This is a genomic window from Ottowia sp. SB7-C50 (assembly GCF_033110285.1).
Classification (GTDB): domain Bacteria; phylum Pseudomonadota; class Gammaproteobacteria; order Burkholderiales; family Burkholderiaceae_C; genus Ottowia.
Genome location: NZ_CP136995.1, coordinates 1,239,631 through 1,265,163 on the forward strand (window position 1 = coordinate 1,239,631; position 25,533 = coordinate 1,265,163).

The 25,533-nt window shown below is 64.4% G+C and carries 17 protein-coding genes, 1 other RNA gene and 2 pseudogenes; 10 read left to right on the forward strand and 10 right to left on the reverse strand.

What is annotated here, in order from left to right; translation table 11 throughout:
• The gene (locus R0D99_RS05955; protein WP_317750465.1) at positions 1–3,687 is read left to right on the forward strand and encodes a hydantoinase B/oxoprolinase family protein; all 3,687 of its coding nucleotides are present in this window, start codon (positions 1–3) and stop codon (positions 3,685–3,687) included.
• Positions 3,688–3,760: 73 nt separating this feature from the next.
• On the opposite strand, the gene R0D99_RS05960 is transcribed toward R0D99_RS05955, so the two are convergent.
• From R0D99_RS05960 to gyrA, 10 genes and pseudogenes are all read right to left on the reverse strand, one after another.
• Positions 3,761–4,309 carry a helix-hairpin-helix domain-containing protein gene (locus R0D99_RS05960; protein WP_317750466.1) on the reverse strand — a complete coding sequence of 183 codons (549 nt, stop codon included), beginning with the start codon at positions 4,307–4,309 and terminating at the stop codon, positions 3,761–3,763.
• Positions 4,310–4,449: 140 nt separating this feature from the next.
• Positions 4,450–5,610: a lipopolysaccharide assembly protein LapB gene (gene lapB / locus R0D99_RS05965; RefSeq protein ID WP_317750467.1), complete on the reverse strand. Its 1,161-nt coding sequence runs from the start codon at positions 5,608–5,610 to the stop codon at positions 4,450–4,452.
• Between the two features lie 29 nt (positions 5,611–5,639).
• A pseudogene (locus R0D99_RS05970) lies at positions 5,640–5,900 on the reverse strand (lipopolysaccharide assembly protein LapA domain-containing protein); the annotation flags it as partial.
• 41 nt (positions 5,901–5,941) lie between these two features.
• Positions 5,942–6,262, reverse strand: coding sequence for an integration host factor subunit beta (locus tag R0D99_RS05975; RefSeq protein ID WP_317750468.1), 321 nt, complete (start codon positions 6,260–6,262; stop codon positions 5,942–5,944).
• 139 nt (positions 6,263–6,401) lie between these two features.
• Complete coding sequence (gene rpsA, locus R0D99_RS05980; protein ID WP_317750469.1) at positions 6,402–8,081, reverse strand: 30S ribosomal protein S1; 1,680 nt, start codon at positions 8,079–8,081, stop codon at positions 6,402–6,404.
• A gap of 210 nt (positions 8,082–8,291) precedes the next feature.
• Positions 8,292–10,298: a bifunctional 3-phosphoshikimate 1-carboxyvinyltransferase/cytidylate kinase gene (locus R0D99_RS05985; RefSeq protein ID WP_317750470.1), complete on the reverse strand. Its 2,007-nt coding sequence runs from the start codon at positions 10,296–10,298 to the stop codon at positions 8,292–8,294.
• Between the two features lie 21 nt (positions 10,299–10,319).
• Positions 10,320–11,192, reverse strand: a complete 873-nt coding sequence (locus R0D99_RS05990; RefSeq protein ID WP_317750471.1) for a prephenate dehydrogenase — start codon at positions 11,190–11,192, stop codon at positions 10,320–10,322.
• Positions 11,185–12,294 (reverse strand): prephenate dehydratase, encoded by a 1,110-nt coding sequence (gene pheA / locus R0D99_RS05995; RefSeq protein ID WP_317750472.1) that lies wholly within the window; start codon positions 12,292–12,294, stop codon positions 11,185–11,187. The genes R0D99_RS05990 and pheA overlap by 8 nt, the downstream gene beginning before the upstream one ends.
• 74 nt (positions 12,295–12,368) lie before the next feature.
• The gene (locus R0D99_RS06000; RefSeq protein ID WP_317750473.1) at positions 12,369–12,941 is read right to left on the reverse strand and encodes a DUF2059 domain-containing protein; all 573 of its coding nucleotides are present in this window, start codon (positions 12,939–12,941) and stop codon (positions 12,369–12,371) included.
• Between the two features lie 5 nt (positions 12,942–12,946).
• Positions 12,947–15,604, reverse strand: coding sequence for a DNA gyrase subunit A (gene gyrA / locus R0D99_RS06005; RefSeq protein WP_317750475.1), 2,658 nt, complete (start codon positions 15,602–15,604; stop codon positions 12,947–12,949).
• A 235-nt stretch (positions 15,605–15,839) separates the two neighbouring features.
• Here gyrA and ompA point away from each other — a divergent pair, with 235 nt between their 5' ends.
• The 9 genes and pseudogenes from ompA (at position 15,840) to R0D99_RS06050 (ending at position 25,487) form a co-directional block, all read left to right on the forward strand.
• Positions 15,840–16,493, forward strand: coding sequence for an outer membrane protein OmpA (ompA, locus tag R0D99_RS06010; RefSeq protein ID WP_317750476.1), 654 nt, complete (start codon positions 15,840–15,842; stop codon positions 16,491–16,493).
• Positions 16,494–16,571: 78 nt separating this feature from the next.
• Entirely contained in the window at positions 16,572–17,057 is a 486-nt protein-coding gene (locus R0D99_RS06015; protein ID WP_317750477.1) for a hypothetical protein, read from the forward strand.
• Positions 17,048–18,283: a hypothetical protein gene (locus R0D99_RS06020; protein WP_317750478.1), complete on the forward strand. Its 1,236-nt coding sequence runs from the start codon at positions 17,048–17,050 to the stop codon at positions 18,281–18,283. Before R0D99_RS06015 ends, R0D99_RS06020 begins: the two co-directional genes overlap by 10 nt.
• A gap of 44 nt (positions 18,284–18,327) precedes the next feature.
• Positions 18,328–19,051: pseudogene (gene ubiG, locus R0D99_RS06025) on the forward strand (bifunctional 2-polyprenyl-6-hydroxyphenol methylase/3-demethylubiquinol 3-O-methyltransferase UbiG).
• Positions 19,052–19,065: 14 nt separating this feature from the next.
• Entirely contained in the window at positions 19,066–19,731 is a 666-nt protein-coding gene (locus tag R0D99_RS06030; RefSeq protein WP_317750479.1) for an HAD-IA family hydrolase, read from the forward strand.
• 13 nt (positions 19,732–19,744) lie between these two features.
• Positions 19,745–20,120, forward strand: a transfer-messenger RNA (tmRNA) gene (gene ssrA / locus R0D99_RS06035).
• A 348-nt stretch (positions 20,121–20,468) separates the two neighbouring features.
• Positions 20,469–21,068, forward strand: a complete 600-nt coding sequence (locus R0D99_RS06040; RefSeq protein WP_317750480.1) for a type IV toxin-antitoxin system AbiEi family antitoxin domain-containing protein — start codon at positions 20,469–20,471, stop codon at positions 21,066–21,068.
• Positions 21,069–21,135: 67 nt separating this feature from the next.
• Positions 21,136–23,823, forward strand: a complete 2,688-nt coding sequence (locus tag R0D99_RS06045) for an NERD domain-containing protein (protein WP_317750482.1) — start codon at positions 21,136–21,138, stop codon at positions 23,821–23,823.
• The gene (locus R0D99_RS06050; protein WP_317750483.1) at positions 23,820–25,487 is read left to right on the forward strand and encodes a DUF7017 domain-containing protein; all 1,668 of its coding nucleotides are present in this window, start codon (positions 23,820–23,822) and stop codon (positions 25,485–25,487) included. The genes R0D99_RS06045 and R0D99_RS06050 overlap by 4 nt, the downstream gene beginning before the upstream one ends.
• Positions 25,488–25,533: the final 46 nt, after the last annotated feature.

Genomic DNA, 25,533 nt, shown 5'->3' on the forward strand with positions numbered 1-25,533 from the left:
ATGCCTCACGCCACCCTCCCTTCCCGCTGGCAGTTCTGGATCGACCGCGGCGGTACCTTCACCGACATCGTGGCGCGCCGGCCCGATGGCGTGATCGTCACGCACAAGCTGTTGTCCGAAAACCCCGAGCAATACAAGGACGCCGCCGTGGCCGGCATTCGCCACCTGCTGGGCCTGCAGTCGGGCGAGGCCATCACGCCCGATCTGGTCGAGTGCGTGAAGATGGGCACCACGGTGGCCACCAATGCGCTGCTGGAGCGCAAGGGCGAGCCGACGCTGCTGGTCACCACACGCGGCTTTCGAGACGGGCTGCGCATCGCCTACCAGAACCGGCCGCGCCTGTTCGACCGCCACATCGTGCTGCCCGAACTGCTCTACAGCGCCGTGGTCGAGGCCGAGGAGCGTGTCGACGCCAACGGCGACCTGGTGCAGGCGCTGGATGAATCGCTATTGAAAAAGGAGCTGTCTGCGCAATACCAGCAAGGGCTGCGCAGCGTGGCGATTGTGTTCATGCACGGCTACCGCCACGTCGCGCACGAGCAGGCGGCGGCACGCATCGCGCGCGAAGTGGGTTTCACGCAGATCAGCACGTCGCACGAAACCAGCCCCATGATGAAGTTCGTCAGCCGGGGTGACACCACGGTGGTCGATGCCTACCTGTCGCCCATCCTGCGCCGCTACGTTGAACAGGTGGCGGCCGAGATGCCGGGCGTAAAGCTGTTCTTCATGCAGTCGTCGGGCGGGCTGACCGACGCGATGGCGTTTCAGGGCAAGGACGCCATCCTGTCCGGCCCCGCGGGCGGCATCGTCGGCATGGCACGCACGGCCGAAATCGCGGGACAGCCCAAGGTGATCGGCTTCGACATGGGTGGCACCAGCACCGATGTGAGCCACTACGCGGGCCAGTTTGAGCGCGAGTTCGAGACGCAGGTGGCCGGGGTGCGCATGCGCGCGCCCATGATGAGCATCCACACCGTGGCGGCGGGTGGCGGCTCCATCCTGCAGTTTGACGGCGCGCGTTTTCGCGTCGGCCCCGAAAGCGCGGGCGCCAACCCCGGCCCGGCCAGCTACCGGCGCGGCGGCCCGCTGGCGCTGACCGATGCGAACGTGATGGTCGGCAAGGTGCAGCCGGCGTACTTTCCCAAGGTGTTCGGCCCCGCCGCCGACGAAGCGCTGGACGCCGAAGTGGTGCGCGCGCGCTTTGCCGACATCGCCGGTCCCACCGGCCGCACGCCCGAGGACGTGGCCCACGGTTTCATCCAGATCGCGGTGCAGCAGATGGCCAACGCCATCAAGAAAATCAGCGTGGCGCGCGGCTACGACGTGACGCGCTACACGCTGCAGTGCTTTGGCGGCGCGGGCGGCCAGCATGCCTGCGGCGTGGCCGATGCGCTGGGCATGACGCGCGTGCTGGTGCATCCGCTGGCGGGCGTGCTGTCGGCCTACGGCATGGGCCTGGCCGACCAGAACGTGATGCGCGAAACGGCGGTGGAACTGCCGCTGACGCCCGACCACATCGGCGCCATGCGCGACACGCTGAGCGGCCTGGCCCTGGCCGCGCACCAGGAACTGGCGCGGCAGGAAGTCAGCCGCGGCGACATCCGCGTGCACCACCGCGTGCACGTGCGTTATGACGGCACCGATTCGGCGCTGATCGTGCCGTTCCCGCACCTGCAGGGCGGCGAGACGGGCGACGCGCAGGTCATGCACGACATCACGCGCGCCTTCGAGGCCGCGTACCGTCAGCGCTTCGCCTTCCTGATGACCGGCAAGGCGCTGATCGTCGAGGCGGTGTCGGTCGAGGCCGTGGTGGCTGGCGACGCGCCGACCGAGCACGAGCACCCGCTGCACCCGGGGCGCGACGTGCCGCAGCGCGACACCGCGCGCATCTACACCGTCGGCACCGACGGCCAGGCCGGCTGGCACGACGCCGCGCTGATCGTGCGTGAAGACCTGCGTCCTGGCGACGCCATCGATGGCCCGGCCATCATCGCCGAGCAGAACGCCACCACCGTGGTCGACCCGGGCTGGCGCGCCAGCCTGACGGCCTTTGACCACCTGCTGCTGGAACGCACCGTGCCGCGCGCGGTCACCTACGCCGCGGGCACCACGGTCGACCCGGTGCTGCTGGAGGTGTTCAACAACCTGTTCATGAACATCGCCGAGCAGATGGGCCTGCAGCTGCAGAACACGGCCTACTCGGTCAACATCAAGGAGCGGCTGGACTTCAGCTGCGCGCTGTTCGACGCCGAAGGCAACCTGATCGCCAACGCGCCGCACATGCCGGTGCACCTGGGCTCGATGGGCGAGAGCATCAAGACGGTGATCGCACGCAATCGTGGCGCCATGCAGCGTGGCGATGTGTTCGTCTTGAACGACCCGTACCACGGCGGCACGCACCTGCCCGACATCACCGTCATCACACCGGTGTACCTGGACGGCGGCGAACAGCCCATCTTCTACGTGGGCTCGCGCGGGCACCATGCGGACATCGGCGGCATTTCGCCCGGCTCGATGCCACCCTTTTCGACCCGCATCGAGGAGGAGGGCGTGCAGATCGACAACGTCAAGCTGGTCGATGCCGGCCACCTGGGCGAGTCGGACATGCTGGCGCTGCTGGCCAGCGGCGAATACCCCAGCCGCAACCCGCAGCAGAACATGGCCGATCTGAAGGCGCAGATCGCCGCCAACGAAAAAGGCGTGCAGGAGCTGCGCAAGATGGTCGAGCAGTTCGGCCTGGACGTCGTGCAGGCCTACATGAAGCACGTGCAGGACAACGCCGAGGAAAGCGTGCGCCGCGCCATCACGCGGCTGGCGGCGCGGCTGAGGAACGGCAGCTTCACGCTGCCGCTGGACAACGGCGCGCAGATCCAGGTGGCCGTCACCATCGACGGCGCCGCGCGCAGCGCCAAGGTCGACTTCACCGGCACGTCGCCGCAGCAGACCAACAACTTCAACGCGCCGACGGCGGTGTGCATGGCGGCGGTGTTGTACGTGTTCCGCATGCTGGTCGATGACGACATTCCGCTGAACGCGGGTTGCCTGAAACCCATCGAGGTCGTCATTCCCGAGGGCAGCATGCTGCGGCCGCAGCCGCCGGCCAGCGTGGTGGCGGGCAACGTCGAAACGTCGACCTGCATCACCAACGCCATCATCGGCGCGCTGGGCCTGATGGGCGCCAGCCAGTGCACGGTGAACAACTTCACCTTCGGCAACGACAGCTACCAGTATTACGAGACCATCTCGGGCGGCTCTGGCGCGGGCGGCGTGTTCGACGAGCACGGGCAGCTGGTCGGCGGCTTCCCCGGCACCAGCGTGGTGCAGACGCACATGACCAATTCGCGCATGACCGACCCCGAAGTGCTGGAATGGCGCTTCCCGGTCCGTCTGGAAAGCTACGAGATCCGCCGCGACTCAGGCGGCGCCGGCCAATGGGCCGGGGGCAACGGCGGCGTGCGCCGCATCCGGTTCCTGCAGCCCATGACGGCCAGCATCCTCAGCAATGGACGCGAGCGCGGGGCGTTCGGCATGGCGGGCGGCGGCACGGGCGCCGTCGGCATCAACCGCGTGGTGCGCGCCGACGGCATGGTTGAAGACCTGCAGCACATCGGCAGCGCCGAGATGCAGCCGGGCGACATCTTCGAGATCCACACGCCAGGCGGCGGCGGCTTTGGCATGGCAGGCTGACGCACCATGAAAAACGGCGCACCACAAGGTGCGCCGTGTTCACGAGGGGCGACCGAGCGGCCGCCGTCCGCGATTACTTGGCCTGACCAGCCATGCCCGACATGCCGCTCATGCCCTTCTGGCCAGCCATGCCGCTCATGCCAGACATACCCGACATGCCGGACATGCCGCTCATGCCTTTCTGGCCCGACATGCCGGACATACCCGACATACCCGACATACCCGACATACCCGACATACCGCCCATGCCTTGCTGACCGGCCATGCCGCTCATGCCCGACATACCGCTCATCCCGGACATCCCCGACATGCCGGTGGCCTTTTCCTTCTTGGCCTTGGGCGCGGCAGCCGGAGCGCCTGCGTAGGCGGCGCCATTGACCGTCATGCCGCCGGCGGAGAATTTGGCAGCATTCTTGGCGCCCACGCCTTTGACGCGGTTGATCAGGTCGTTCCAGTCCTTGAACTGGCCCTTCTGGCGCTCGGCGACGATCTTGCCCGACAGGCCGGGGCCGATGCCCTTGACACTGTCCAGGTCAGCGGCGCTGCCGGTGTTGACGTCCACGGCGGCAAACGCCAGGGCGGCATAGAACATGGTCAGCAGGGCGAGGAGTTTTTTCAGCATGGGATACCTTCCTAGGTTTGAACACCGGCTGAACCCGCCGGCACGGCACTGCACTGTCGTAACGGCGCGGCGGGTTGCTGCGTTGACGGCGACAGCACCGACGACGCGCCGGGCCGAATTGTGCACCTTGCGGGGGCGGCTCAAAGCTCTTCGATGCGCTTGGGCGGGAAGCTTTCCCATGCCTGACAACCAGGACACTGCCAGAAGTATCCCTGCGCCTCGAAGCCACACGCCGCGCAGCGATAACGCGCCAGCGGGCGCGCCGCGTGCTCGACCGAGCGCTGCACCACCGGGTGCGCGCCGTCCTGCGCAAACGGCTCCTGACTGAGCCAGCGGGCAGCGGCGATGAGCGACGGCTCTTGCGTCATGTGGCGCACATAGCCTTCACGGGCGACTTGCGCAGGCACGCCGCTGGCGGTTTCAGCCTGCACCAGGGCATCGGCCACGTCGATCGATGGCGTGGCGGCGTAGCTGCGCTCCAGCAGCGCGCGGGCCTGGGCCTGCTGGCCGCTGGCCTGGCCGATGCGCACCAGCTCGCTGGCCACCAGAGGAATGGCCTGCGGCGCGTGCTGCTCCAGGCTGGCGAGCTGGTCAAACGCCAGCGCCCAATCGTTTCGCCCGGTCAACAGGCCCGCCAGCTGAATGCGGGGGCGGGCGGCCGCAGCGGCGCACTCGATGGCCTGACGCAGCAGGCCTTCGGCGGCCACCGGGTCTTTTTTCTTGTTCAAGGCATCGGCGGCCTGCTCGCACAGGTAATGCGCCAGCCGCGCACTGAAGTCGACTTGCCCCGCACCCTGCAGCCGCCGCGCGGTGTCGGCGGCCTGCTGCCAGTCGCGCGCGCGCTCGTGCAGGGTCAGCAGCGTCAGCCAGGCTTGTTCCTCGTAGCGCGTGCCTTCCAGTTTGCGCAACGCGTCTTCTGCGCGGTCGAGCAGCCCTGCCTTCAGAAAGTCGAGCGACAGCGCGTGCTGCGCACGGTCGCGATCGGCACGGCTCAGGTCGGCACGTGACAGCAGGTGCTCGTGCACGCGCACGGCGCGTTCGTACTCGCCCCGGCGGCGAAACAGGTTGCCCAGCGCGAAGTGCAGCTCCGACGTGTCGGGATCGCGCTGCACCGCTTCGATGAAGGCGTCGATGGCCTCGTCCTGCTGCTCGTTCAGCAGGTAGTTGAGGCCCTTGAAATAGGCCTTGGGGGCTTGCCGGTTCTCGATGCGCAACTGGCGCAGATCAAGCCGCGAAGCCAGCCAGCCGAGCGCAAATACGACCGGCACTCCCAACAAAATCCAGCTGAGGTCAAACTCCATGGGGGGGGCTCAGTCAACCGGCCGTCCAGCGGAGCCAGCTCGGACGCGGAAGCGGCTGCCGCCCCGGCGCGCCGGCGGCGCGACATCCAGCCCGGCAGCATGCCGATCACGCCCACCACCATGCCCAGCGCAAAGGCGGCCAGCACCACCAGCGTCATGGGCGCACGCCACTGGTGGCCAAACAGCAGGTGCACGGTGGCGTCCTGCTGATTGTTCAGCGCAAAGGCGAACAGGGCAAAAAAAACGGCTGCCTTCAGTATCCACGTCAGCAGCCGGGTGAGCTTGGTCATGCGTCTTCTTCAGGTCGAAGACGATTCTAGCGGTGATGCCGTCAATGCCCGGGCACCTTGGACGGCGCGCTGCCGTCGACGGGTTGCGCACCCACGGCTTCGCGCAGGGCCTTGCCCGGCTTGAAATGCGGCACGCGCCGCTCGGGGATGCGCACGCTTTCGCCGGTGCGCGGGTTGCGGCCCAGGCGCGGCGGACGGTGGTTGATCGAGAAGCTGCCGAAGCCGCGAATCTCGATGCGATGGCCACGCGTCAGCGCGTCGCCCATGGCGTCGAGAATCGTCTTGACGGCCGCGTCGGCGTCGCGCTGGGTCAGTTGACCAAAGCGCTCGGCCAGCAGTTCGACCAGATCGGAACGGGTCATTGCAGCAATAGACAGCAGGCGTTATACCGAGGTGAGCCACGTTGCCGCCTCTTCAAGGGCACCCGTGGAGCGGGCCTGGCCCGGCCACTGGGTGCGCCCCTTGAGGGGGAAGCGCCATCAGGCGCCTCGGGAGCTTGCCTTACTTGTCGTTGTTGTCCAGCTTGGCGCGCAGCAGGGCGCCCAGGCTGGTCGTGCCGGCGTTGCCGCTGTTCTGGCTCAGGCTGGCCATGGCTTCCTGCTGGTCGGCAGCGTCCTTGGCGCGCACCGACAGCTGGATGTTGCGCGTCTTGCGGTCAACGTTGGTCACCACGGCGGTCACCTCGTCGCCCACCTTCAGCACCTGGCTGGCGTCTTCGACGCGGTCACGGCTGATCTCGGAAGCGCGCAGGTAGCCCACCACGTCGTTGCCCAGGTCGATCTCGGCGCCACGGGCGTCGACGGTCTTGACCTTGCCGGTGACCGACTGGCCCTTGTCATTGACGGTGACGAAGGTCGTGAACGGGTCCTGGTCGAGCTGCTTGATGCCGAGGCTGATGCGCTCGCGGTCGACGTCGACGGCCAGCACGATGGCTTCGACTTCCTGGCCCTTCTTGTAGTTGCGCACGGCGGCTTCGCCGGGCTCGTTCCACGACAGGTCGGACAGGTGCACCAGGCCGTCGATGCCGGCAGCCAGGCCGACGAACACGCCGAAGTCGGTGATCGACTTGATCGGGCCCTTGACGCGGTCGCCGCGCTTGGTGTTCTGCGCAAACTCTTGCCACGGGTTGGCGCGGCACTGCTTCATGCCCAGGGAGATGCGGCGCTTGTCTTCGTCGATCTCGAGCACCATGACCTCGACCTCGTCGCCCAGCGACACGATCTTGTTGGGGGCGATGTTCTTGTTGGTCCAGTCCATCTCGGACACGTGGACCAGGCCTTCGATGCCCGGCTCCAGCTCGACGAACGCGCCGTAGTCGGCGATGTTGGTGACCTTGCCGAACATGCGGGTGCCCTGCGGGTAGCGGCGCGACACGCCCATCCACGGGTCGTCGCCCATCTGCTTGAGACCCAGCGACACGCGGTTCTTCTCGGTGTCGAACTTGAGGATCTTGGCGGTGATCTCCTGGCCAGCCTGCACCACTTCGCTCGGGTGGCGCACGCGGCGCCAGGCCATGTCGGTGATGTGCAGCAGGCCGTCGATGCCGCCCAGGTCCACGAACGCACCGTATTCGGTGATGTTCTTGACCACGCCGTTGACGATGGCGCCTTCCTTCAGCGTCTCCATCAGCTTGGCGCGCTCTTCGCCCATGCTGGCCTCGACCACGGCGCGGCGGCTCAGCACCACGTTGTTGCGCTTGCGGTCGAGCTTGATGACCTTGAACTCCATCGTCTTGTTTTCGTACGGAGTCAGGTCCTTGGTGGGACGCGTGTCGACCAGCGAGCCGGGCAGGAAGGCGCGGATGCCGTTGACCAGCACCGTCAGGCCGCCCTTGACCTTGCCGGCGGTGGTGCCGGTGACGAAGTCGCCCGATTCCAGGGCTTTTTCGAGCGCCAGCCACGAGGCCAGGCGCTTGGCGGTGTCGCGGCTCAGGATGGTGTCGCCGTAGCCGTTTTCGATAGAGCCGATGGCCACGGGCACAAAGGCGCCGGGTTCGACTTCGACGTCGCCCTGGTCGTTCTTGAATTCCTCGATCGGGATGTAGGCTTCGGACTTCAGGCCGGCATTCACGACGACGAAGTTGTGCTCGACGCGCACGACTTCGGCGGTGATGACTTCACCCGGGCGCATTTCGGTGCGGCGCAGGGATTCCTCGAACAGCTGGGCAAAAGATTCAGACATGAAAGATTCCTTCTCTGCACGCACAGGTTGACGACAGCACCGTTGCAATCGTTTGAAAGGCTGACGACAGAGGCTTGGGTGCGGATGAACCGCGGTTAAGGTGAAACCACCAGACGGCTCGATGCGCTTCGACGCGCGGAGGGAAGCCGGCTGGACCAGAAACCGGCTGCGGACGTGGTGTCGTGACCGGGTGGGCGACCGCCAGGCCCTTCAGGAAGAGCGAAACGGCTGCCTTGCCTGCCACCAGCCCAGCACCTGATCCACCGATTGCTCGATGGTCAGCTGCGAGTTGTCCAGCAGCAGGGCATCTTGCGCGGGCTTCAGCGGCGACGCGGCGCGGTTTTCATCCCGCGCATCGCGCGCCTCCAAGTCAGCGCGAAGGTCGGCGAGTTTAGCAGAAATTCCCTTGGAAATCAATTGCTTATGGCGCCTTTCAGCGCGCTGCGCGGCGCCCGCTGTCAGGTACACCTTGAGCGCGGCGTGCGGAAAGATGGCCGTGCCCATGTCGCGCCCATCGGCCACCAGCCCAGGCAGGCGGGCGAAGTCGCGCTGCAGATTCAGTAGCGACTCACGCACGCCAGGCAAGGCGGATACGCGGGAGGCGTCCATGCCCGCGGCTTCGGTGCGAATGGCGTCGCTGACGTCTTCGTCGCCGAGGCAGATGCCGTCTGAGGTAAAGCGCACCGGCAGGCAGCGGGCGAGGGCGCTGATGGCCGCCTCATTTTCGGCGTTCAGTTCGTGCCCTGCGCGGCGCGCGGCCAGCCCGGTCAGGCGGTACAGCGAACCCGAGTCGAGATAGTGATAGCCCAGCCGCCGGGCCACGGCGCTGGCCAGCGTGCCCTTGCCGGACGCCGTGGGCCCGTCGATGCAGATGACCGGCACGTCGACCGCCGGTTGCGCGAGGGCGAACAGCGTCTCGAAATAGTCCGGGAAGGTCTTGGCCACGCACTTGGGGTCTTCGATGCGCACCGGCAGGCCGGCCGGGTTGAAGGCCGCCAGCGAGCCGCACATGGCCATGCGGTGGTCATCGTAGGTGTGCAGCGACGCCGCTTGCCACGCCGTGGCGCCAGCGGGCGGCGTGACGCGGATGAAGTCCGCGCCTTCGTCCACCGCGGCGCCCAGCTTGCGCAATTCGGTGGCCATGGCGGCTATGCGGTCGGTTTCCTTGACGCGCCACGACGCGATGTTGCGCAGCGTGCAGGGGCCGTCGGCGTACAGCGCCATCGCGGCCAGGGTCATCGCCGCATCGGGAATGTGGTTGCAGTCCAGGTCGATGGCCTTGAGCGGCCAGGCGCCGCGCGCCACGTGCAGCCAGTTGGGGCCGCTTTCGATTTGCGCGCCCATTTGCCGGGCCGCGTCGACGAAGCGGATGTCGCCTTGGATCGAGGCTTCGCCCACGCCTTCGATCTTCAAGCCTTTTTGGCCCGCAGCGCTTTCTGACAAAGCGCCGGCAGCTATGAAATAGCTAGCAGACGAGGCGTCGGCCTCGACGTGGATTTCGCCCGGTGTGCGATAGCGGCTGCCGGCCGGGATGGTGAAGCGCGCCCATTCGTCGCGCCGCACGGCCACGCCGAAGCGCGCCAGCAGCTGCAGGGTGATGTCGACGTAGGGCTTGGAAATCAGCTCGCCCACCACCTCGATGACGATGTCCTGCGTCTGCGCGGCCAGCGGCAGCGCCATCAACAGCGCGGTGAGGAACTGGCTGGACACGTCGCCCCGCACCGGAATGGGCTGCTCGAGCTGCAGGCGCGGCGTGCCGATGTGCAGCGGCGGGTAACCGTCGTTGCCCAGGTAGTCGATACGGCAGCCCAGCGCGCGCAGGGCATCGACCAGGTCGCCGATGGGCCGCTCGTGCATCCGCGCGATGCCGCTCAAGGCGTAGTCGCCGCCCAGCACCGCCAGCGCGGCCGTCAGCGGGCGCATCGCCGTGCCGGCGTTGCCCAAGAACAGGTCGGCCTTTGCTTGACGCGGCTTGCCGCCCAGCCCGTCGATCACGGCCGTCGTGTCGTCGACCGCGACGCCGCAGCCCAGCTGGCGCAGCGCCTGCAGCATGACGCGCGTGTCGTCCGAATCGAGCAGGTCGCGCACCACGGTGCGCCCCTCGCACAACGCCGCCAGCAGCAGCACGCGGTTGGAGATGCTCTTGGAGCCCGGCAGGCGCACGGTGCCTGAAACCGAGCGCAGCGCCGGAACGTCGAGGAAGTCGGTATCGAACACGGGAAGATACGGCGAAGAAAATCAGCGGGCGCCGGGCGTCACGCGCCAGTTGGCACGCGCGTGGCTGGCGCGGTTGATGAGGCGCTCCAGCTCGTCGGCCTGGCCGCCCGCGATCAGGCGCTGGAACTCGGCCAGCGCGTGCTGGAACTTTTCGGCCTGGTGGGCCAGTTCTTCGCGGTTGGCGATCAGCACGTCGCGCCACATCTGCGGGTCGGACGCGGCAATGCGCGTGAAGTCGCGAAAGCCCGGCCCGGCCATCGACAGGTAGTCCTTGCCCTCGGCCTGCCCGGTGATGCTGTTCATCAGCGCAAAGGCGAGCAGGTGCGGCAGGTGGCTGACGGCGGCAAACGCCGCGTCGTGCGCTTCGGGCGACATGGTGATCACCTCGCAACCCAGCGCACGCCACAGGTGTGTGGCCTGGTCCAGCTTGGCGGTCAGCGTGCGCTCGATCGGCGTCAGGATGACCTGCCGGCCCGCGTACAGGCCGGCGTCGGCGTTCTCGACGCCCGAGACCTCGCGCCCGGTGATGGGGTGGCAGGGCACGAACACGCCCACGTCCTGCTTGAGCACGCGGCGCGCCGCATCCACCACGTCGCGCTTGCTGGAGCCGACGTCGACGATCAGCATCTGGGGGCGGATCAGGTGGCGGATGGCCTTCAGCGTGGGCTCGGTCGCGGCCACGGGCACCGCCAGCACCACCAGGTCGGCACCCGACACCGCCATCAGCGCCGACGGCGCCTCGACGTCGATCACGCCCATCTGCAGCGCGCGTGCGGTGGTGGAGGGCGACTTGCTGTAGCCCACCACGCGGCGCACCAGGCCCGCGCGCTTGAGCGCAAGCGCCAGCGAGCCGCCCATCAGCCCGCAGCCGATCAGTCCGAGTTGTTCAAACATCTTGTCCCAGGGGGTAGGCACCCAGCATCTTGTAGAACGCGCAGTACGCCTGCAGCTCGGACAGCGCGGCCGCCACGTTGGGCTCGCTCGGGTGGCCTTGCAGGTCGATGTAGAAGTAGTACTCCCACTTGCCCGACTTGGCGGGGCGCGATTCGAAGCGGGTCATCGAGACCTTGTGCTTTTTCAGCGGCGTCAGCATGTCGTGCACCGACCCCGGCTTGTTGGGCACCGACACCACGATGCTGGTGCAGTCGCGCCCGGACGCCGCGGGCATGGCCAGCGTCTGCGGCAGGCAGATGATGGCGAAACGCGTGCGGTTGTACGCCTCGTCCTGAATGGCGTGGGCCACCACGTGCAGCCCGAACTGCGCCGCCGCGCGGTCGCTGGCCAGCGCAGCCCAGGTGGGCTGGGTGGCCGCCAGGCGCGCGCCTTCGGCGTTGCTTGACACGGCGCGGCGCTCGGCGTGGGGCAGGTGGGCCGTCAGCCAGCCCTGGCACTGCATCAGCGCTTGCGGATGCGCCAGCACCACCTCGACGCCTTCGAGCGCATTGACCTGGCGCAGCAGGTTGTGGCGCACCAGCATGCTGACTTCGCCGACCGTGTGCACGGGGGAATGCAGGAACAGGTCGAACGAGCGAGCCACCACGCCTTCGGTGGTGTTTTCCATGCCGACCACGCCGAACTGGGCCGTGCCGGCGGCGGTGGCGTGAAACACCTCGTCGAAGCTGCTGCAGTAAATCAGGTTGGCCGCGCTGCCGAAGAATTCGATGGCGGCCTGCTCGCAGAACGTGCCCTGCGGGCCCAGCACGGCCACGCGCTGCGGCACTTCAAGTGCCAGGCAGGCCGACATGATCTCGCGCCAGATGGCCGCCACGTGCGGGTTCTGCAGCGGGCCGGGGTTGGCCTGCTGCACCTTGTCGATGACCTGGGCCACGCGGTCGGGGCGGAAGAAGGGCGTGCCTTCCTGCCGCTTGAGTTCGCCCACTTCCTCGGCCACCCGGGCGCGCTCGTTGAGCAGCGACAGCAATTGCGCATCCAGGCTGTCGATCCGTACGCGCAGCTTGGCCAGGGCGTCGGACTGGATGGGAGAGGGGTTGCTCATGCGCGGTCAGGGGTTCGGACAATGAAATGCGCCGGCGTATGGAACGCCGGCGCAGACGCGAAACAGCGCGAACTTTACTTCTTGGCGGGCGCCGCGCCGCTGCCGGCCGCGTTGACGATGCGCGTGGCGGCGCTGTCGAAGTTCTTGGCGCCGGCTTCGACGGCGGGCTTGGTGGCGTCGACCACGCGCTTGGCCCACGCGTTGGTGGCGTCGGGGCCGAGCGCCTGGAACTTGGCGCTGACCGGCGATTCGAGGTAGGTGATGATGGTTTTCAGCTCGTCCTCGGACAGCTTTTCCATGAAGATCGGCACCAGCGCGGCTTCGGCGGCCTTGCCGGTTTGCGCTTCGACGGTCTTGTAGGTGCTTTCGGCGAACTTCTTCAGCTCGACGTCCAGCTTGTCGCGCACGTCCTTCTGGCGCGCGGGCGGCACGGTTTCGTCCAGCCGCTGCGACCAGCCGGCCAGCACCGGGCCGACGGCGCTGTCGGTCAGTTGCCCGGCCAGGGCGGCGCTGTCGGCCTTGGCCTGAATCTGCGCCAGCTTGGTGGCCAGCGCGCGCTTGTCATTTTGGGCGATTGCGCTGGTGGATACTGCGCAGGCAGCTACCAAAACAATAGCTGCGGGGATGCGGGAAAAAATGGCTCTCACTGGTGTTACTCCGTTGGGGAAGACTGGGGTTCATCGGCACCGTTGTCCTGCGCATCGTTTTCGACGATGCGTTGCAGGCCGCTGAGCTGGGCGCCGTCGTCGAGCGCGATCAGGGTGACGCCTTGCGTGGCGCGCCCCATCTCGCGAATCTCGGCCACGCGGGTACGCACCAGCACGCCTTTGTCGGTGATCAGCATGATCTCATCCTCAACGCCGACCAGCGTCGCGGCGACGACCTTGCCGTTGCGTTCGCTTTGCTGAATGGCGATCATGCCCTTGGTGCCACGGCCGTGGCGGGTGTATTCGGTAATCTGGGTGCGCTTTCCGTAACCGTTCTCGGTGGCGGTAAGAACGCTGTTGCGCGCGTTTGGTTCCGTGCCCGGCTCGGCGGCCTCGGCGTCGGCCACCAGCATGGCGATGACGCTTTGGCCTTCTTCCAGCTGCATGCCGCGCACGCCGCGCGTGTCGCGGCCCAGCGCGCGCACGTCGTTTTCGTCGAAGCGCACGGCCTTGCCGCCGTCGGAGAACAGCATCACGTCATGCTGCCCGTCGGTGACGGCGGCGCCAATGAGCTGGTCGCCGTCGTCGAGCTTGATGGCGATGATGCCGATCTTGCGCGGGTTGCTGAATTCGTCGAGCGCGGTCTTCTTCACGGTGCCGCCAGCGGTGGCCATGAAGATGTAGTGGTCGGCCGGGAAGCTGCGGTTGTCACCGGTCAGCGGCAGCACCACGTTGATTTTTTCGCCCTCCTGCAGCGGGAACATGTTGACGATCGGCCGCCCGCGCGAACCGCGTGAGCCCGAAGGCACTTCCCACACCTTGAGCCAGTACAGCCGCCCGCGGTTGGAAAAGCACAGGATGTAGTCGTGCGTGTTGGCGATGAAGAGCTGGTCGATCCAGTCGTCTTCCTTGGTCGCCGTGGCCTGCTTGCCGCGCCCGCCGCGCTTTTGCGAGCGGTATTCGGACAGCGGCTGCGCCTTGATGTAACCGGCGTGGCTGAGCGTCACCACCATGTCGGTGGGGGTGATCAGGTCTTCGGTGGCCAGGTCCTGCGCGTTGTGCTCGATGGTGGAGCGGCGCGCGCCTTCCTTGGTCTGGCCGAATTCGGTCTTGAGCGCGGCGAGTTCTTCACCAATGATGGTCGACACGCGCGACGGCTTGGCCAGGATGTCGAGCAGGTCCTCGATCTCGGCCATCACTTCCTTGTATTCGGCGACGATCTTGTCCTGCTCCAGCCCGGTCAGGCGCTGCAGGCGCATCTGCAGAATCTCTTGCGCCTGGGTCTCCGACAGGCGGTACAGGCCGTCGGGCTGCAGGCCGTAGGCGCGGTCCAGGTCCTCGGGGCGGTAGTCGTCGGCGCTGATGGTGACACCGTCTTCGCGCGTGCGCGTCAGCATCTCGCGCACCAGCGCGCTGTCCCAGCTGCGCGCCATCAGCTCGGTCTTGGCGACCGGCGGCGTGGGCGACTCGCGGATGATGCGGATGAACTCGTCGATGTTGGCCAGCGCCACCGCCAGGCCTTCCAGCACGTGGCCGCGCTCGCGGGCCTTGCGCAGGTCGAACACGGTGCGGCGTGTGACCACTTCGCGGCGGTGCTGCAGAAAGACCTGGACCAGTTCCTTCAGGTTGCACAGCTTGGGCTGGCCGTCGATCAGCGCCACCATGTTGACGCCGAAGGTGTCCTGCAGCTGCGTCTGCTTGTACAGGTTGTTCAGCACCACCTCGGGCACTTCGCCGCGCTTGAGTTCGATCACCAGGCGCATGCCCGACTTGTCGGACTCGTCCTGGATGTGGCTGATGCCTTCGAGCTTCTTCTCGTGCACCAGCTCGGCCATGCGCTCCTGCAGCGTCTTCTTGTTGACCTGGTAGGGGATCTCGTCAACGATGATGGCCTGGCGCTGGCCCTTGTCGATGTCCTCGAAATGCACCTTGGCACGCATCACCACGCGGCCGCGCCCTGTGCGATAGCCGTCCTTGACGCCTTGCACGCCATAGATAATGCCGCCGGTGGGGAAGTCGGGCGCGGGCACGATTTCCATCAGTTCGTCGATGCTGGCCTCGGGGTGGTGCAGCAGGTGCAGGCAGGCGTCCACCACTTCGTTGAGGTTGTGCGGTGGAATGTTGGTGGCCATGCCCACGGCAATACCGCCGGATCCGTTGATCAGCAGGTTGGGCAGTCGTGTCGGCAGGACGGTGGGCTCCAACTCCTTGCCGTCGTAGTTGGGCACCATATCGACGGTCTGCTTGTCGATATCGGCCAGAATTTCGCTGGAGATCTTTTCCAGCCGGCATTCGGTGTAGCGGTAGGCGGCGGCGCTGTCGCCATCGACCGAGCCGAAGTTGCCCTGACCATCGATGAGCGGATAGCGCATCGAAAAGTCCTGCGCCATGCGCACCAGCGCTTCGTAGGTGGCCGAATCGCCGTGCGGGTGAAAGCGGCCCAGCACGTCACCCACGACGCGCGCGCACTTCACGTAAGGGCGGTTCCAGACGTTGTTGGCCTCGTGCATCGAAAACAGCACGCGGCGATGCACCGGCTTCAGGCCGTCACGGGCGTCCGGCAGGGCTCGACCCACGATCACGCTCATGGCGTAATCGAGGTAGCTTCGCCGCATCTCCTCCTCTAGACTGATCGGGAGGGTTTCCTTGGCGAATGAAGTCATATATATAAAAGGGTCGCCCCAACGCAGGCAAAGGGTTCGATTTTAGGCGCTTTGAGTTGTAGCTTTGCAGCAACAAACCCCGCCAATCGGGGCCTTGTCTGACGGTTCCAGCCGCCCATCTGCTAAGAATGCGCAAGGACGTGTGGCACAATCAATCCAACGTTTTTGGTGGTGGTCACTTGAAGCGTCCGATTTATCGCAGCCCGGCTGCGGCTTTTTTCCCCTGAGGAGAACCATGAAGAAACTGAACAAAGTAGCGATCATGTTCGCTGTTGCAACCGTGGCTGGTTCCGCCTTCGCAGCTGGCTCGACGATCAACTCCGACAACTGGCGTAACGGCCATGGCAACCTGATCTGGAAAAACGGCACGAACGAACTGTGCTGGCGCGATGCCTTCTGGACGCCCGCCACCGCCGCTCCTGGCTGCGATGGCGCCCTGGAAGCGCCCAAGGCTGCTCCGGCTCCTGCGCCTGCTGCTGCTCCGGCACCTGCCGCCAAGGCTCCGGCTCCGGCTCCCGCACCTGCCGTCGCCGCCCAGAAAGTGACCTACGCCGCCGACGCCTTCTTCGACTTCGACAAGTCGGTGCTGAAGCCCGAAGGCCGCGCCAAGCTGGACGACCTGGTCAGCAAGATCAAGGGCATCAACCTGGAAGTGATCATCGCCGTCGGCCACACCGACTCGATCGGTTCCGATGCTTACAACCAGCGCCTGTCGGTGCGTCGTGCCGAAGCCGTGAAGGCCTACCTGGTCTCCAAGGGCATTGAGCGCAACCGCATCTACACCGAAGGCAAGGGCGAGAAGCAGCCTATCGCTGACAACCGCACCGCCGAAGGCCGCGCGAAGAACCGCCGCGTTGAAGTCGAAGTGGTTGGCACGCGCGCCAACTGATCGACCTGAGACGGTGAAAGAAAGCCTTGGGGGCGAAAGCCTCCAGGGCTTTTTGTCTTTTTGGGGTGTGATGCTGGTGTGACAAGTCCCGCCACGCGCTGGCTGCGCGGCCTGCTGCTGTTGATTGGTCTGGTGGCGACGAGCAGCGCCGGTGCGGCGTCGGTCTGCGACCTGAGCGGACTGGGCCACGACGCCGCAGCGCAGGCGAGGGTGCACGTCCTGCTGTCGCCGCGCATGCCCTATGCCCTTCTGGAATGGCCGCGCATGGCCGATGCGGCGCGCCAGGCGGGAATCGCCGTGGTGGCGTACCGCGACCCTCGCGTTCCTTGGGATGAGTGGCAGGCAGCCACGCAGAGCCAAGGTCTTGCCGACTTGCTGGATGTGCCCGTGCTGGAGGAGCAGATTGCCGCTGCCTGTGGCATGCTGAACCACGCCCCTGCGGCCATCGTGACCCGCTGTGGCCGCACGCACCCGTGGCCCATCCTGGGCGTGATGCCGGTGGCCGCTTGGCGGCAGCTACTGCAATCTCGCCACGACGATCTGGAGCGACAGGCATGCCGCTGAAATCTTCGCGTGCCTTCCACGCGGCCCCTGTAGCGCTGCTGCTGGGCTGCGCCAGCGCGGTTGCCGATGCCGTTCCTCCGCCAGCCAATACCTGCATTGCGCCGCTGACCTATCTGCCGCTGGACGCGCGCGAAGTCGGCGGTGACGACCGGGGCGCGCCTGTCCTGGGTACGTATGAGCGCATCAGCCCGGACGGCCGCTTCATTCTGCGCTCCTATTCAGGCGCCCGCCTGGGCAAAGTCAGCCTGATGGAACTGCCAGAATCGACCGGGCAAGTCAAGGTATTTCGCACGCCGTTGTCGAACGAAGCGTTTCCGGTGCAGGGCACGTGGCGCTACCTGGTCGACGTCAACGGCGATCACTATCGTTTTGCGTCCGTTTTGACGCAGCAGACGGCGGCGCGGCCACTGTTCAAGGGCGGCATGACCGGGTTTTACGCCGCGGCGTCCGAAGGGTTGGCACCTTCCGCTGCATCGTCCGTCGCCTCGGCTGGCGTGTCGAAGCGCGACACGGTCCTCATCCGTTCTCTCAGCTGGCCGCAGAGCGCCGACCCTGACACCCAGGGCGTCGGCCCGCTGCAATTGGCGACCATCGAGGTGGAAGACGATGGCAGGTCGGCCCGGCTGGTCCGCAGCGATGGCCCGACGTTCATTTGCAGCGGGCGGGCGCCGGTGGACGGCAACGTCTACGCACTGCCCATGCTGTCGGTGGATGGCACCGAGTTTTCCGCCATTCCGCAGGCGCCACGCAGTGGCCAGCCGTCGATGCGGGTGTACGGTCTGGCAACGCCCGGCGCATCCGACGCCCATCCCTGTGACCTGCGGGCCGACCTGGGCTTTTCGCCCAGCAAGGCGGTGTCGGGCTTTGCCAGCAGTGGGCAGGCGGCGTGGCTCACCTACAGCGACCTGGGCAGCGTCTACGTTTATGACCGGGACCTGCGCCAGACCTTTCGCATGGACCACGCACGTCATCGCGTGCTGGCCAGTGCCTTTCCGGGCCTGACGCGCGACGGGCGCGTCATTTATGGCGCCACCTGGCGCAACTGCGCAGACGCCGCCGCGTGCCCGGAGCAGGCAGGCTACGTCGTGGCCGACCCGTATCAAAGCGAAGCCTGGCGTGCCTACTGGCGCAGCCGCGGCGCCCCCCTGCCGAAGGTCTGCATCACGCAGGCCGAAGTCGCCGCCGAGCGCGAGCGCTTTTCGCGCTTTCATCGCCTGGCGCGCTGACTGCCTTCAACCCTTGCATCACGTGGGCATGGGACAATCCGCCCATGACTGCTTCTGCCAACGTGGACCCGGCCGAACTGGCCAAATTTTCATCGCTGGCCCATCGCTGGTGGGATCTGGAGGGCGAATTCGGCCCACTGCACGCCATCAACCCCCCTGCGCCTGGAATGGATCGAAAGCATTGCGCCGCTGGACGGCGCGCAGGTGCTCGACGTCGGATGCGGCGGTGGCATCCTGGCCGACGCCATGGCGCGCAAGGGGGCCGACGTGCTGGGCATCGACCTGGCCGACAAGTCGCTCAAGGTCGCGCAACTTCATGCGCTGGACGCCGGCACGCCGCGCATTGCGTACCGACACGTCGCCGCCGAAGCGCTGGCAGCCGAACAGCCCGGCAGCTTCGACGTCGTCACCTGCATGGAAATGCTGGAGCACGTGCCCGATCCGGCTTCCATCGTGCAGGCCTGTGCGCATTTGGCCAAGCCGGGCGGATGGGTGTTCTTCTCCACCATCAACCGCAACCCCAAGTCGTTCCTGTTCGCCATCCTGGGCGCCGAATACCTGCTCAACCTGGTGCCGCGCGGCACGCACGAATATGCACGCCTGTTGCGCCCCAGCGAACTGAGCCACTTCTGTCGTACCGCCGGCCTGGCCGTGCAGCACAGCCGCGGGCTTGAATACAACCCGGTCACGCGCCGCTATCGCCTGTCGCGCGACACCAGCGTCAACTACATGCTGGCCGCGCGCAAACCGGTTGACGCCGGCGGCTGAAGCAGGGCGCGCCCATGTTTCGCCACGTGCGTTGCGTGCTGTTCGACCTGGACGGGACGCTCATCGACAGCGCTGCCGACCTGGGCTTGGCTGCCGACGAAATGCGTGTCGCGCGCGGTCTGCCGTCGCTGCCCACCGCGGCCTACCGCGCCAGCGCCGGATCGGGGGCGCGCGGCATGCTGGGCATCGCGTTTGGCTTGACGCCCGAGCATGCCGACTATGCCGCCTTGCGCGAAGAATTCTTCGACCGCTACGAGCAGCGCATGCTGCGCCTGACGCGCCCGTTCGACGACGTGGGCGAATTGCTGGACGGCCTGGCGCAGCGCCAGATGGCCTGGGGCGTCGTCACCAACAAGTCCCGCCGCTTCACCCTGCCCCTGGCCGCCGCCATGCCGCTGTTCAAGGGCGCTGCCGCCATCGTCTGCGGCGACACCACGCCGCACACCAAGCCGCATCCCGCGCCCCTGCTCGAAGCCATGCGACAGGCCGGCGTAGCGCCCGGCCATTGCCTGTACGTTGGTGACGACGAACGCGACATGCAGGCCGGCCGCGCAGCCGGCGTGCCGACCGTCGCCGCCTGCTATGGTTACCTGGGCGCAGAGGCCGATGTACGCCGATGGCCTGCCGACGCCTGGATCCATCGACCCAGCGACCTCTTGAAATTGCTGCAGTCGGACTAAAATACCCTGCACAGGGGCTGCATTGGTTTCGACGTGGGTTGGAATCGCCTCAGGGCATGTCGAGGTTCAGTCACCTCGTTAATCCGCTGAAAAAAACTAACTGCAAACGACGAACGTTTCGCACTCGCCGCCTAAACACCGGTGAGCCTCGCAACAGCAGGCCGATGGGCTGGGCAAGGGGGTCGCAAGACTTCCAGGCTGCGAGGGAATCCACATCGGCTGGTTCACGTCCGGGTGCCTTGGGCGTGAACGAGATTCAAGGGCACTGGCTGCTCCGGTAGCGTGCGACTGCGCGACCGAAGTGGCGAGATTCAAATCAGACCGCTAAACATGTAGAACTGGGCGTGGAAGATTTGCGGACGCGGGTTCAAATCCCGCCAGCTCCACCAATAACGAAACCCCAACCGTGCTCGGTTGGGGTTTTTTCTTACCTGATCGCGCCGGTTCCCACGTACTCGTGCGGGTCCCTGCGGAAGCCTGCGGACTTCGCCAGTCGCGCGAATTGACCGTTCCGGGCCACATTCCACTCTCTCCTGGCCATTCCTCGCTCCGACCTCGCTCCTTGGAACTGTCCCGAAGTCCGCAAAGGCCGTGAGCAAGGCCATTACAGATCAACGGGTTACGCGCGGACGAATCAAGCGGTTGGATTGCAGCATTGGTGGGCAAAAGCAACAAGGATCGTTGTATTTCGTCGGTAGTTATTGACGCCTACCGACAAAATGCAACATCATTGCAGCATGGAAAGCTCGCACCAGACTATTCTGGATCTCGCCGCCCAACGTGGCCTTATCCGCCCATGCGACCTCAATGAGCGTGGGCTGCCGACTGTCGCCCTGACGCGGCTAGTGCGCCAAGGGTTACTGCAGCGGGTTGGACGTGGTCTGTACGCGATTCCGGATCGGCCCGTCTCGGAACACGCTGCGCTAGCCGAGTTAGCCAGCAAGCACCCGCAAGCCATCATTTGCCTGCTGTCAGCGCTTCGGCTACATGAACTCACCACACAGTCGCCGTTCGAGGTCTGGCTGGCCATTCCAAACAAGGCCCGCTCGCCAAAGATGGACTACCCACCGCTACGCATCGTCCGTTTCTCTGGTGCCGCACTAACAGAGGGGATCGAGGAACGTGTCATCGATGGCGTACTGGTGCGCGTGACCAACGTCGCTCGCACGGTGGCCGATTGCTTCAAGTTCCGTAAGAAGATCGGCCTTGATGTCGCCCTCGAGGCGCTACAGGAAGGCTGGCGCGCCAAGCGCTTGAGCATGGACGAACTCTGGCGCTATGCCACCCTGTGCCGCGTGGCCAATGTGATGCGCCCATACATGGAAAGCCTGTCATGAATCAATTCAATGTGGCGATCAGACCGTCGACCACCTGCTGGATGCGTTGTTGCGACGGAGGTAGCCAATGACCATCCTCGTTTACGGCGAGAAGGCCAGCCGCACTCATGAAAACCAGATGCTCCACGTTTTTCTGGACCGACTCGAGGAGCGTTGGGCAAACAGCACCGATTGGATTATTACGATTGCAAACGCGATGTGGAACGGCGCGGAAATCGACTTGGTCTGCATCCTACCGTCAGCAATCATCGTGGCCGACTTCAAGAGCTATGGCGGCAAGCTGACTGGCACCGAGAACGGGCCCTGGCAAGCTGATGGTGTGATAGTCAAAGGTGGACGGAAGGCCAACCCCTACCAGCAACTACGCGACAACAAGTTCTCCGTTCTGGACTGGCTGCAATCAAAGGCACTGCTGTCCGGACGCAATCTCGGCCACATCTCTGCTGGCGTAATATTTTCAGGCCGGATCGAAGATCAGTTGGAACTTCCATCTAAGGTTCGCTCCTGGTTCTACCCGACGGATTTGACCAGCTGCGCTGCCATGCTCGATGGCCTCTCCTCGCCCGAACTAAGGATTGGCAAAGACGAAGCATTGGAAATTGTCCGCAGGCTCGGGGTTCAGCCGATTGAATGGGCTTCCAGTCGCCCACAGGTGCGCGATATTCATTCGCATCCCGATCTGCCGCAGGCCCGCACACCGCTGACTGGACATCAGCGAGAGGCTCTACAGACGCTGTGCAACTTTGTCGCTGCGGACGATTTCGTAAGTTTTTCAGTGCTGGGAATGACCTCGACTGGCAAAAGCCGCCTGCTGGCCGAGGTGGCCGACGAGGTCAAGAAGGCAGGTAAACAGGTCATCGTCCTGGAGCCCAACCGGCGCCTTGCCGATGGAGCTGAGGTGGAGTCAAACAGCATCTACGCTCATCTCTATACGGGCAGCGTCAACGGCGATGATGAGCTTGAAAATGTGGCAGAGCAGAAAAAAGTCAAGGTCATTCCGTTGCGCGGATGCGATGACGCAACGGACAGTGTCTACCTGCTGGACGACTCGCATTTGCTGGGGAATTCGCGCTTCTCGACTCCCGACGGCAAGCAATATGGCAGCGGCCAGTTGCTATCGGATTTCTTCGATTTCGCCGAGATCGGAAACACGAAGCGCAAGGTTGTATTTTTTGGCGATCCCTACCAGATCCAGCGTGGCAGCTCCGAGGAATCGGTGCTTTCTGGTGAATTCCAGAAAGCACGGGGACTGAAGCACCAGTCACTCGAGCTGACTCAACTCATCGATACTACTGGCGGCTCGGCCAAACTGGCCAATGCGGTCAAGTTGGTGTCTGCCATCGGAACGCAGAAGTTCGCTGCGCTGGAACTGTCGACTGACGACGGTTTCAGGATTGTCGAAAAGAAGGACGCAGCGAGCGAGATATTGGATCACTTTCGTGCGGACCCAGGCTCCGTCTGGTATTTGGCCGAGACGCATGGCCAAGCAAATGCATTGACGCAATGGGTTCGGGAGCGCTTGCACGGAAAGAGCTCTTTGGACGCCGTGGAGGTCGGGGACCTCTTGGAGATATACGTCAGCCCAGATACGCGCGACGCTTTCGGCTCACGCGTGGCGATGCAATCCGGTGGGCGCATCTCCGTCGCGAGTGTCGGCGAGCGTACCCTGTACCAGCAAGGCTTAAGCTGGGTAAAAAGCGGCCCTATCAAGTTTCATTCCATCAGGTGTGGGATTCATAGTCGAGATGAGGTTGAGCTCGAGGTGTTCGAGGAGTTTCTGAAGGCGGAAAAACCAGAGCTGGACAAAGAGACTGCTGTCGCTGAAAGCGTTTGGAGAAATGCCATAAAGCGTGACCGAGAGAAGGCATTCGACGGCAAACAGGCCGCGCTCCAAGGAATAGAAGGCCGGTCGGCTCCACCGCCCGCACCAGATTTCACCTACGCACGTTATGGCTATGCATCGACCGTTCACCATGCTCAGGGCATGTCGCAGCCAGTTTGTTACGTGAATTGCGACCATGCGGCCGGCCGGCACTCGGAAGGATTCTTCCGCTGGCTGTACTCGGCGCTCACTGTCGCTGAACGTGAGTTGGTTCTTTTGAATTTCAGCGATATCCACCCATTTGACGCTGCTGTATGGAATGCGGGTGCAGTCAAAGAGGCCTCGGACATTGCAGTAGGCGCTGGCTGGACATTCCAGCCCAACGGAATCGCGTCCGAGAAAGACCAGCAACGCAGCCTGCCTGAGGGGCTAGACCAATCAAAAGATGTTCTCAAGTCGATAGCAATTTGGCTCCGTGTCGTCAACGCAGCAGAGCGGTTGGGCTGGCGGGTCGTAAAGGCGGCCTGCCACCCTTACCAAGAGCAGTACGATCTATCTGGACCGCAAGAAGAACAATGCCAGCTGCGGATCGCCTACAACGGAAAGAACGTCGTCACCGCCATGCACGTGAAAGATCCGGCGCAGTGGCCTTTACTTACCGACTTGGCCAGCGCATGCGTCGAAACGACTGGATATTCACCTGAGGCTGAAACCTTGCTTCGCTCTGCTCGCGCGCGTTTGGACCGGATTGGCTGGAAGATCGTATCCGCTGCCGAGACGCCTTACCGTCTAGCATCTACCGTTGCTCGCAACCAGGATGAACGCGTCGGTCTTGAGATTAACTTCGACAAGCAGGGGCTGGTTTCGAGCTTGCGCCCGCTGACATACAGCAACTCCGAGGCTGTTGAAACAATAAGGTCGGCTTTGCAATGACGTGGGCGGACGTACAAGCGCTCCGGAAATCGGGGCGTTTCCAGGAGGCTATCGACCTCGGTCTTCAAGATCTAGCCAATGATCCTGACGACTTTAAACTGAGGACGCAGATTGATTGGGCTTTCTATGGCCTCGTCAAGACCCTGGTTTCCATGGTGGGAGCAAAGCTGAAAGCCTCGCAGCCTGTCCCAATGCAGACCATTAGCCAGATCCATGCAGAACTTCGCCGATTCGCAAGACAGCCGAAACGTCGCCCAGACAATGCACTCTCGAACATCATTCGAGAGGTGTGCAAAATTGCACCGCATTTTCAAACTTTTCCAGGGTTCATTCGGTGGGTTGGTAACGATGGTTTAGGCACGGAAGATTGGCAATACAGCCAGCGCGATGAGAATCGCTACCCACCGATCGCACTTGGCGTCGCACGTGCATTGGCAAAATGGGTTAAAGCCTTCCACGATGCCACGCCAGAAGACATCGATCTTGCGCTTGAGTGGATAGACCGAATTCGACCTGTGGCTGAGGGTGATGATGCTCTTTGGCTGGATTGGGACAAGGTTTTCTTGCTGCGGCGCATTCATCGACACGCCGAGGCCACCAGCATTCTTGGCTCTGTGATCAAGGCCAAGAGAAATGAATTCTGGGTATGGGCAGAGGCAGCGCGCCTATACGCTGAGGATCAACCCGATCTCGCGCTCGCGTGCGCCTGCCGCGCACTGGAATGTGGCTCTGATCCAAAATTCACCGTCAATGTTCATCGTGAACTGGCGCAGATGTTGGCAGAGCGAGGAGACTTCTCCCAAGCAAGTAGTGAGCTCGTCACTGCCATCAACATTCGGCAGGAACAAGGCTGGGGAATCGACAAAGAGCTTCAGGAGCTGATCAGCAGCAATTGGTATGACCCGTCAGCGCCCGAAGCCGAGAACCAGAAAGATTTCTACGCTGGGCACTCCCAGGAAGCGTTGGTGCTGTGCTTCGATTCGGTGGAAGTGAGGTCTGCGACCTATCTGGGCGTCATCGTGCCACACCAGAAAAAGGAAGCACCACCTGGTCGAAAGATAAGGCCCCTTCCGAGGTTCTCTGTGCGAGCGAACGGCGGCGCCTCGGTCAGTATCGTTGGACGGGGTGCGCGTGTCTCTTCCTTCAAGATTGGCGACCCTGTAACTCTCGTTGTTGGCAAGCAGTTGGAAAGCAATCGCGAGGATATCGTCCAAATTGCAGCGCGTCCGGAAGGCTCAAAGTGGGACTGCACAGATGCCGGATCTGGCGTCGTCTCGCGCGTGGGATCAGAGGAAAAGCGTACAAAGATTTTCATCAATCGCGACATCGAAGTTGGAGTCGACGACAGTGCCTGGGTCGGCTCTCAACCACCATCGTTAGGCCAGGGCGTTTCTTTTCGGACCACGCAAAACCAAAAGACGGGTCGGACGGATATCTTTGCCGTTGCGCCCGGCCCGCGTCCAGATGTCGATGTACGGGTGGCGAATGGTCATCTGAAGCGGAACGCCAAAGGATTTGCGTTTGTCGACGATGGTTTTGTTCCTCCGCATCTAGTTGAAAGCATCCCAGCTGATGTTAATGACGTAGCCGCAGTACTGGTTTATGCCAAGCATCCTAAGGAAGAGCGATATGGATGGCGCGCCGTGGCACTTAGCGCTGAATGACTGCTTTCCAAATGCCCCCCTAGTACCGCAGCAAATACCTGACATC

Bases quoted from the DNA above. Each gene is read 5' to 3' on its own strand.
- R0D99_RS06045 (WP_317750482.1), top strand. From the start codon at position 21,136: ATGACCATCCTCGTTTACGGCGAGAAGGCCAGCCGCACTCATGAAAAC.
- ompA (WP_317750476.1), top strand. From the start codon at position 15,840: ATGAAGAAACTGAACAAAGTAGCGATCATGTTCGCTGTTGCAACCGTG.
- R0D99_RS06050 (WP_317750483.1), top strand. From the start codon at position 23,820: ATGACGTGGGCGGACGTACAAGCGCTCCGGAAATCGGGGCGTTTCCAG.
- gyrA (WP_317750475.1), bottom strand. From the start codon at position 15,604: ATGACTTCATTCGCCAAGGAAACCCTCCCGATCAGTCTAGAGGAGGAG.
- R0D99_RS06030 (WP_317750479.1), top strand. From the start codon at position 19,066: ATGTTTCGCCACGTGCGTTGCGTGCTGTTCGACCTGGACGGGACGCTC.
- R0D99_RS05975 (WP_317750468.1), bottom strand. From the start codon at position 6,262: ATGACCCGTTCCGATCTGGTCGAACTGCTGGCCGAGCGCTTTGGTCAA.
- R0D99_RS05960 (WP_317750466.1), bottom strand. From the start codon at position 4,309: ATGCTGAAAAAACTCCTCGCCCTGCTGACCATGTTCTATGCCGCCCTG.
- lapB (WP_317750467.1), bottom strand. From the start codon at position 5,610: ATGGAGTTTGACCTCAGCTGGATTTTGTTGGGAGTGCCGGTCGTATTT.
- R0D99_RS06040 (WP_317750480.1), top strand. From the start codon at position 20,469: ATGGAAAGCTCGCACCAGACTATTCTGGATCTCGCCGCCCAACGTGGC.
- R0D99_RS05990 (WP_317750471.1), bottom strand. From the start codon at position 11,192: ATGTTTGAACAACTCGGACTGATCGGCTGCGGGCTGATGGGCGGCTCG.
- R0D99_RS05955 (WP_317750465.1), top strand. From the start codon at position 1: ATGCCTCACGCCACCCTCCCTTCCCGCTGGCAGTTCTGGATCGACCGC.
- rpsA (WP_317750469.1), bottom strand. From the start codon at position 8,081: ATGTCTGAATCTTTTGCCCAGCTGTTCGAGGAATCCCTGCGCCGCACC.
- R0D99_RS06020 (WP_317750478.1), top strand. From the start codon at position 17,048: ATGCCGCTGAAATCTTCGCGTGCCTTCCACGCGGCCCCTGTAGCGCTG.
- pheA (WP_317750472.1), bottom strand. From the start codon at position 12,294: ATGAGCAACCCCTCTCCCATCCAGTCCGACGCCCTGGCCAAGCTGCGC.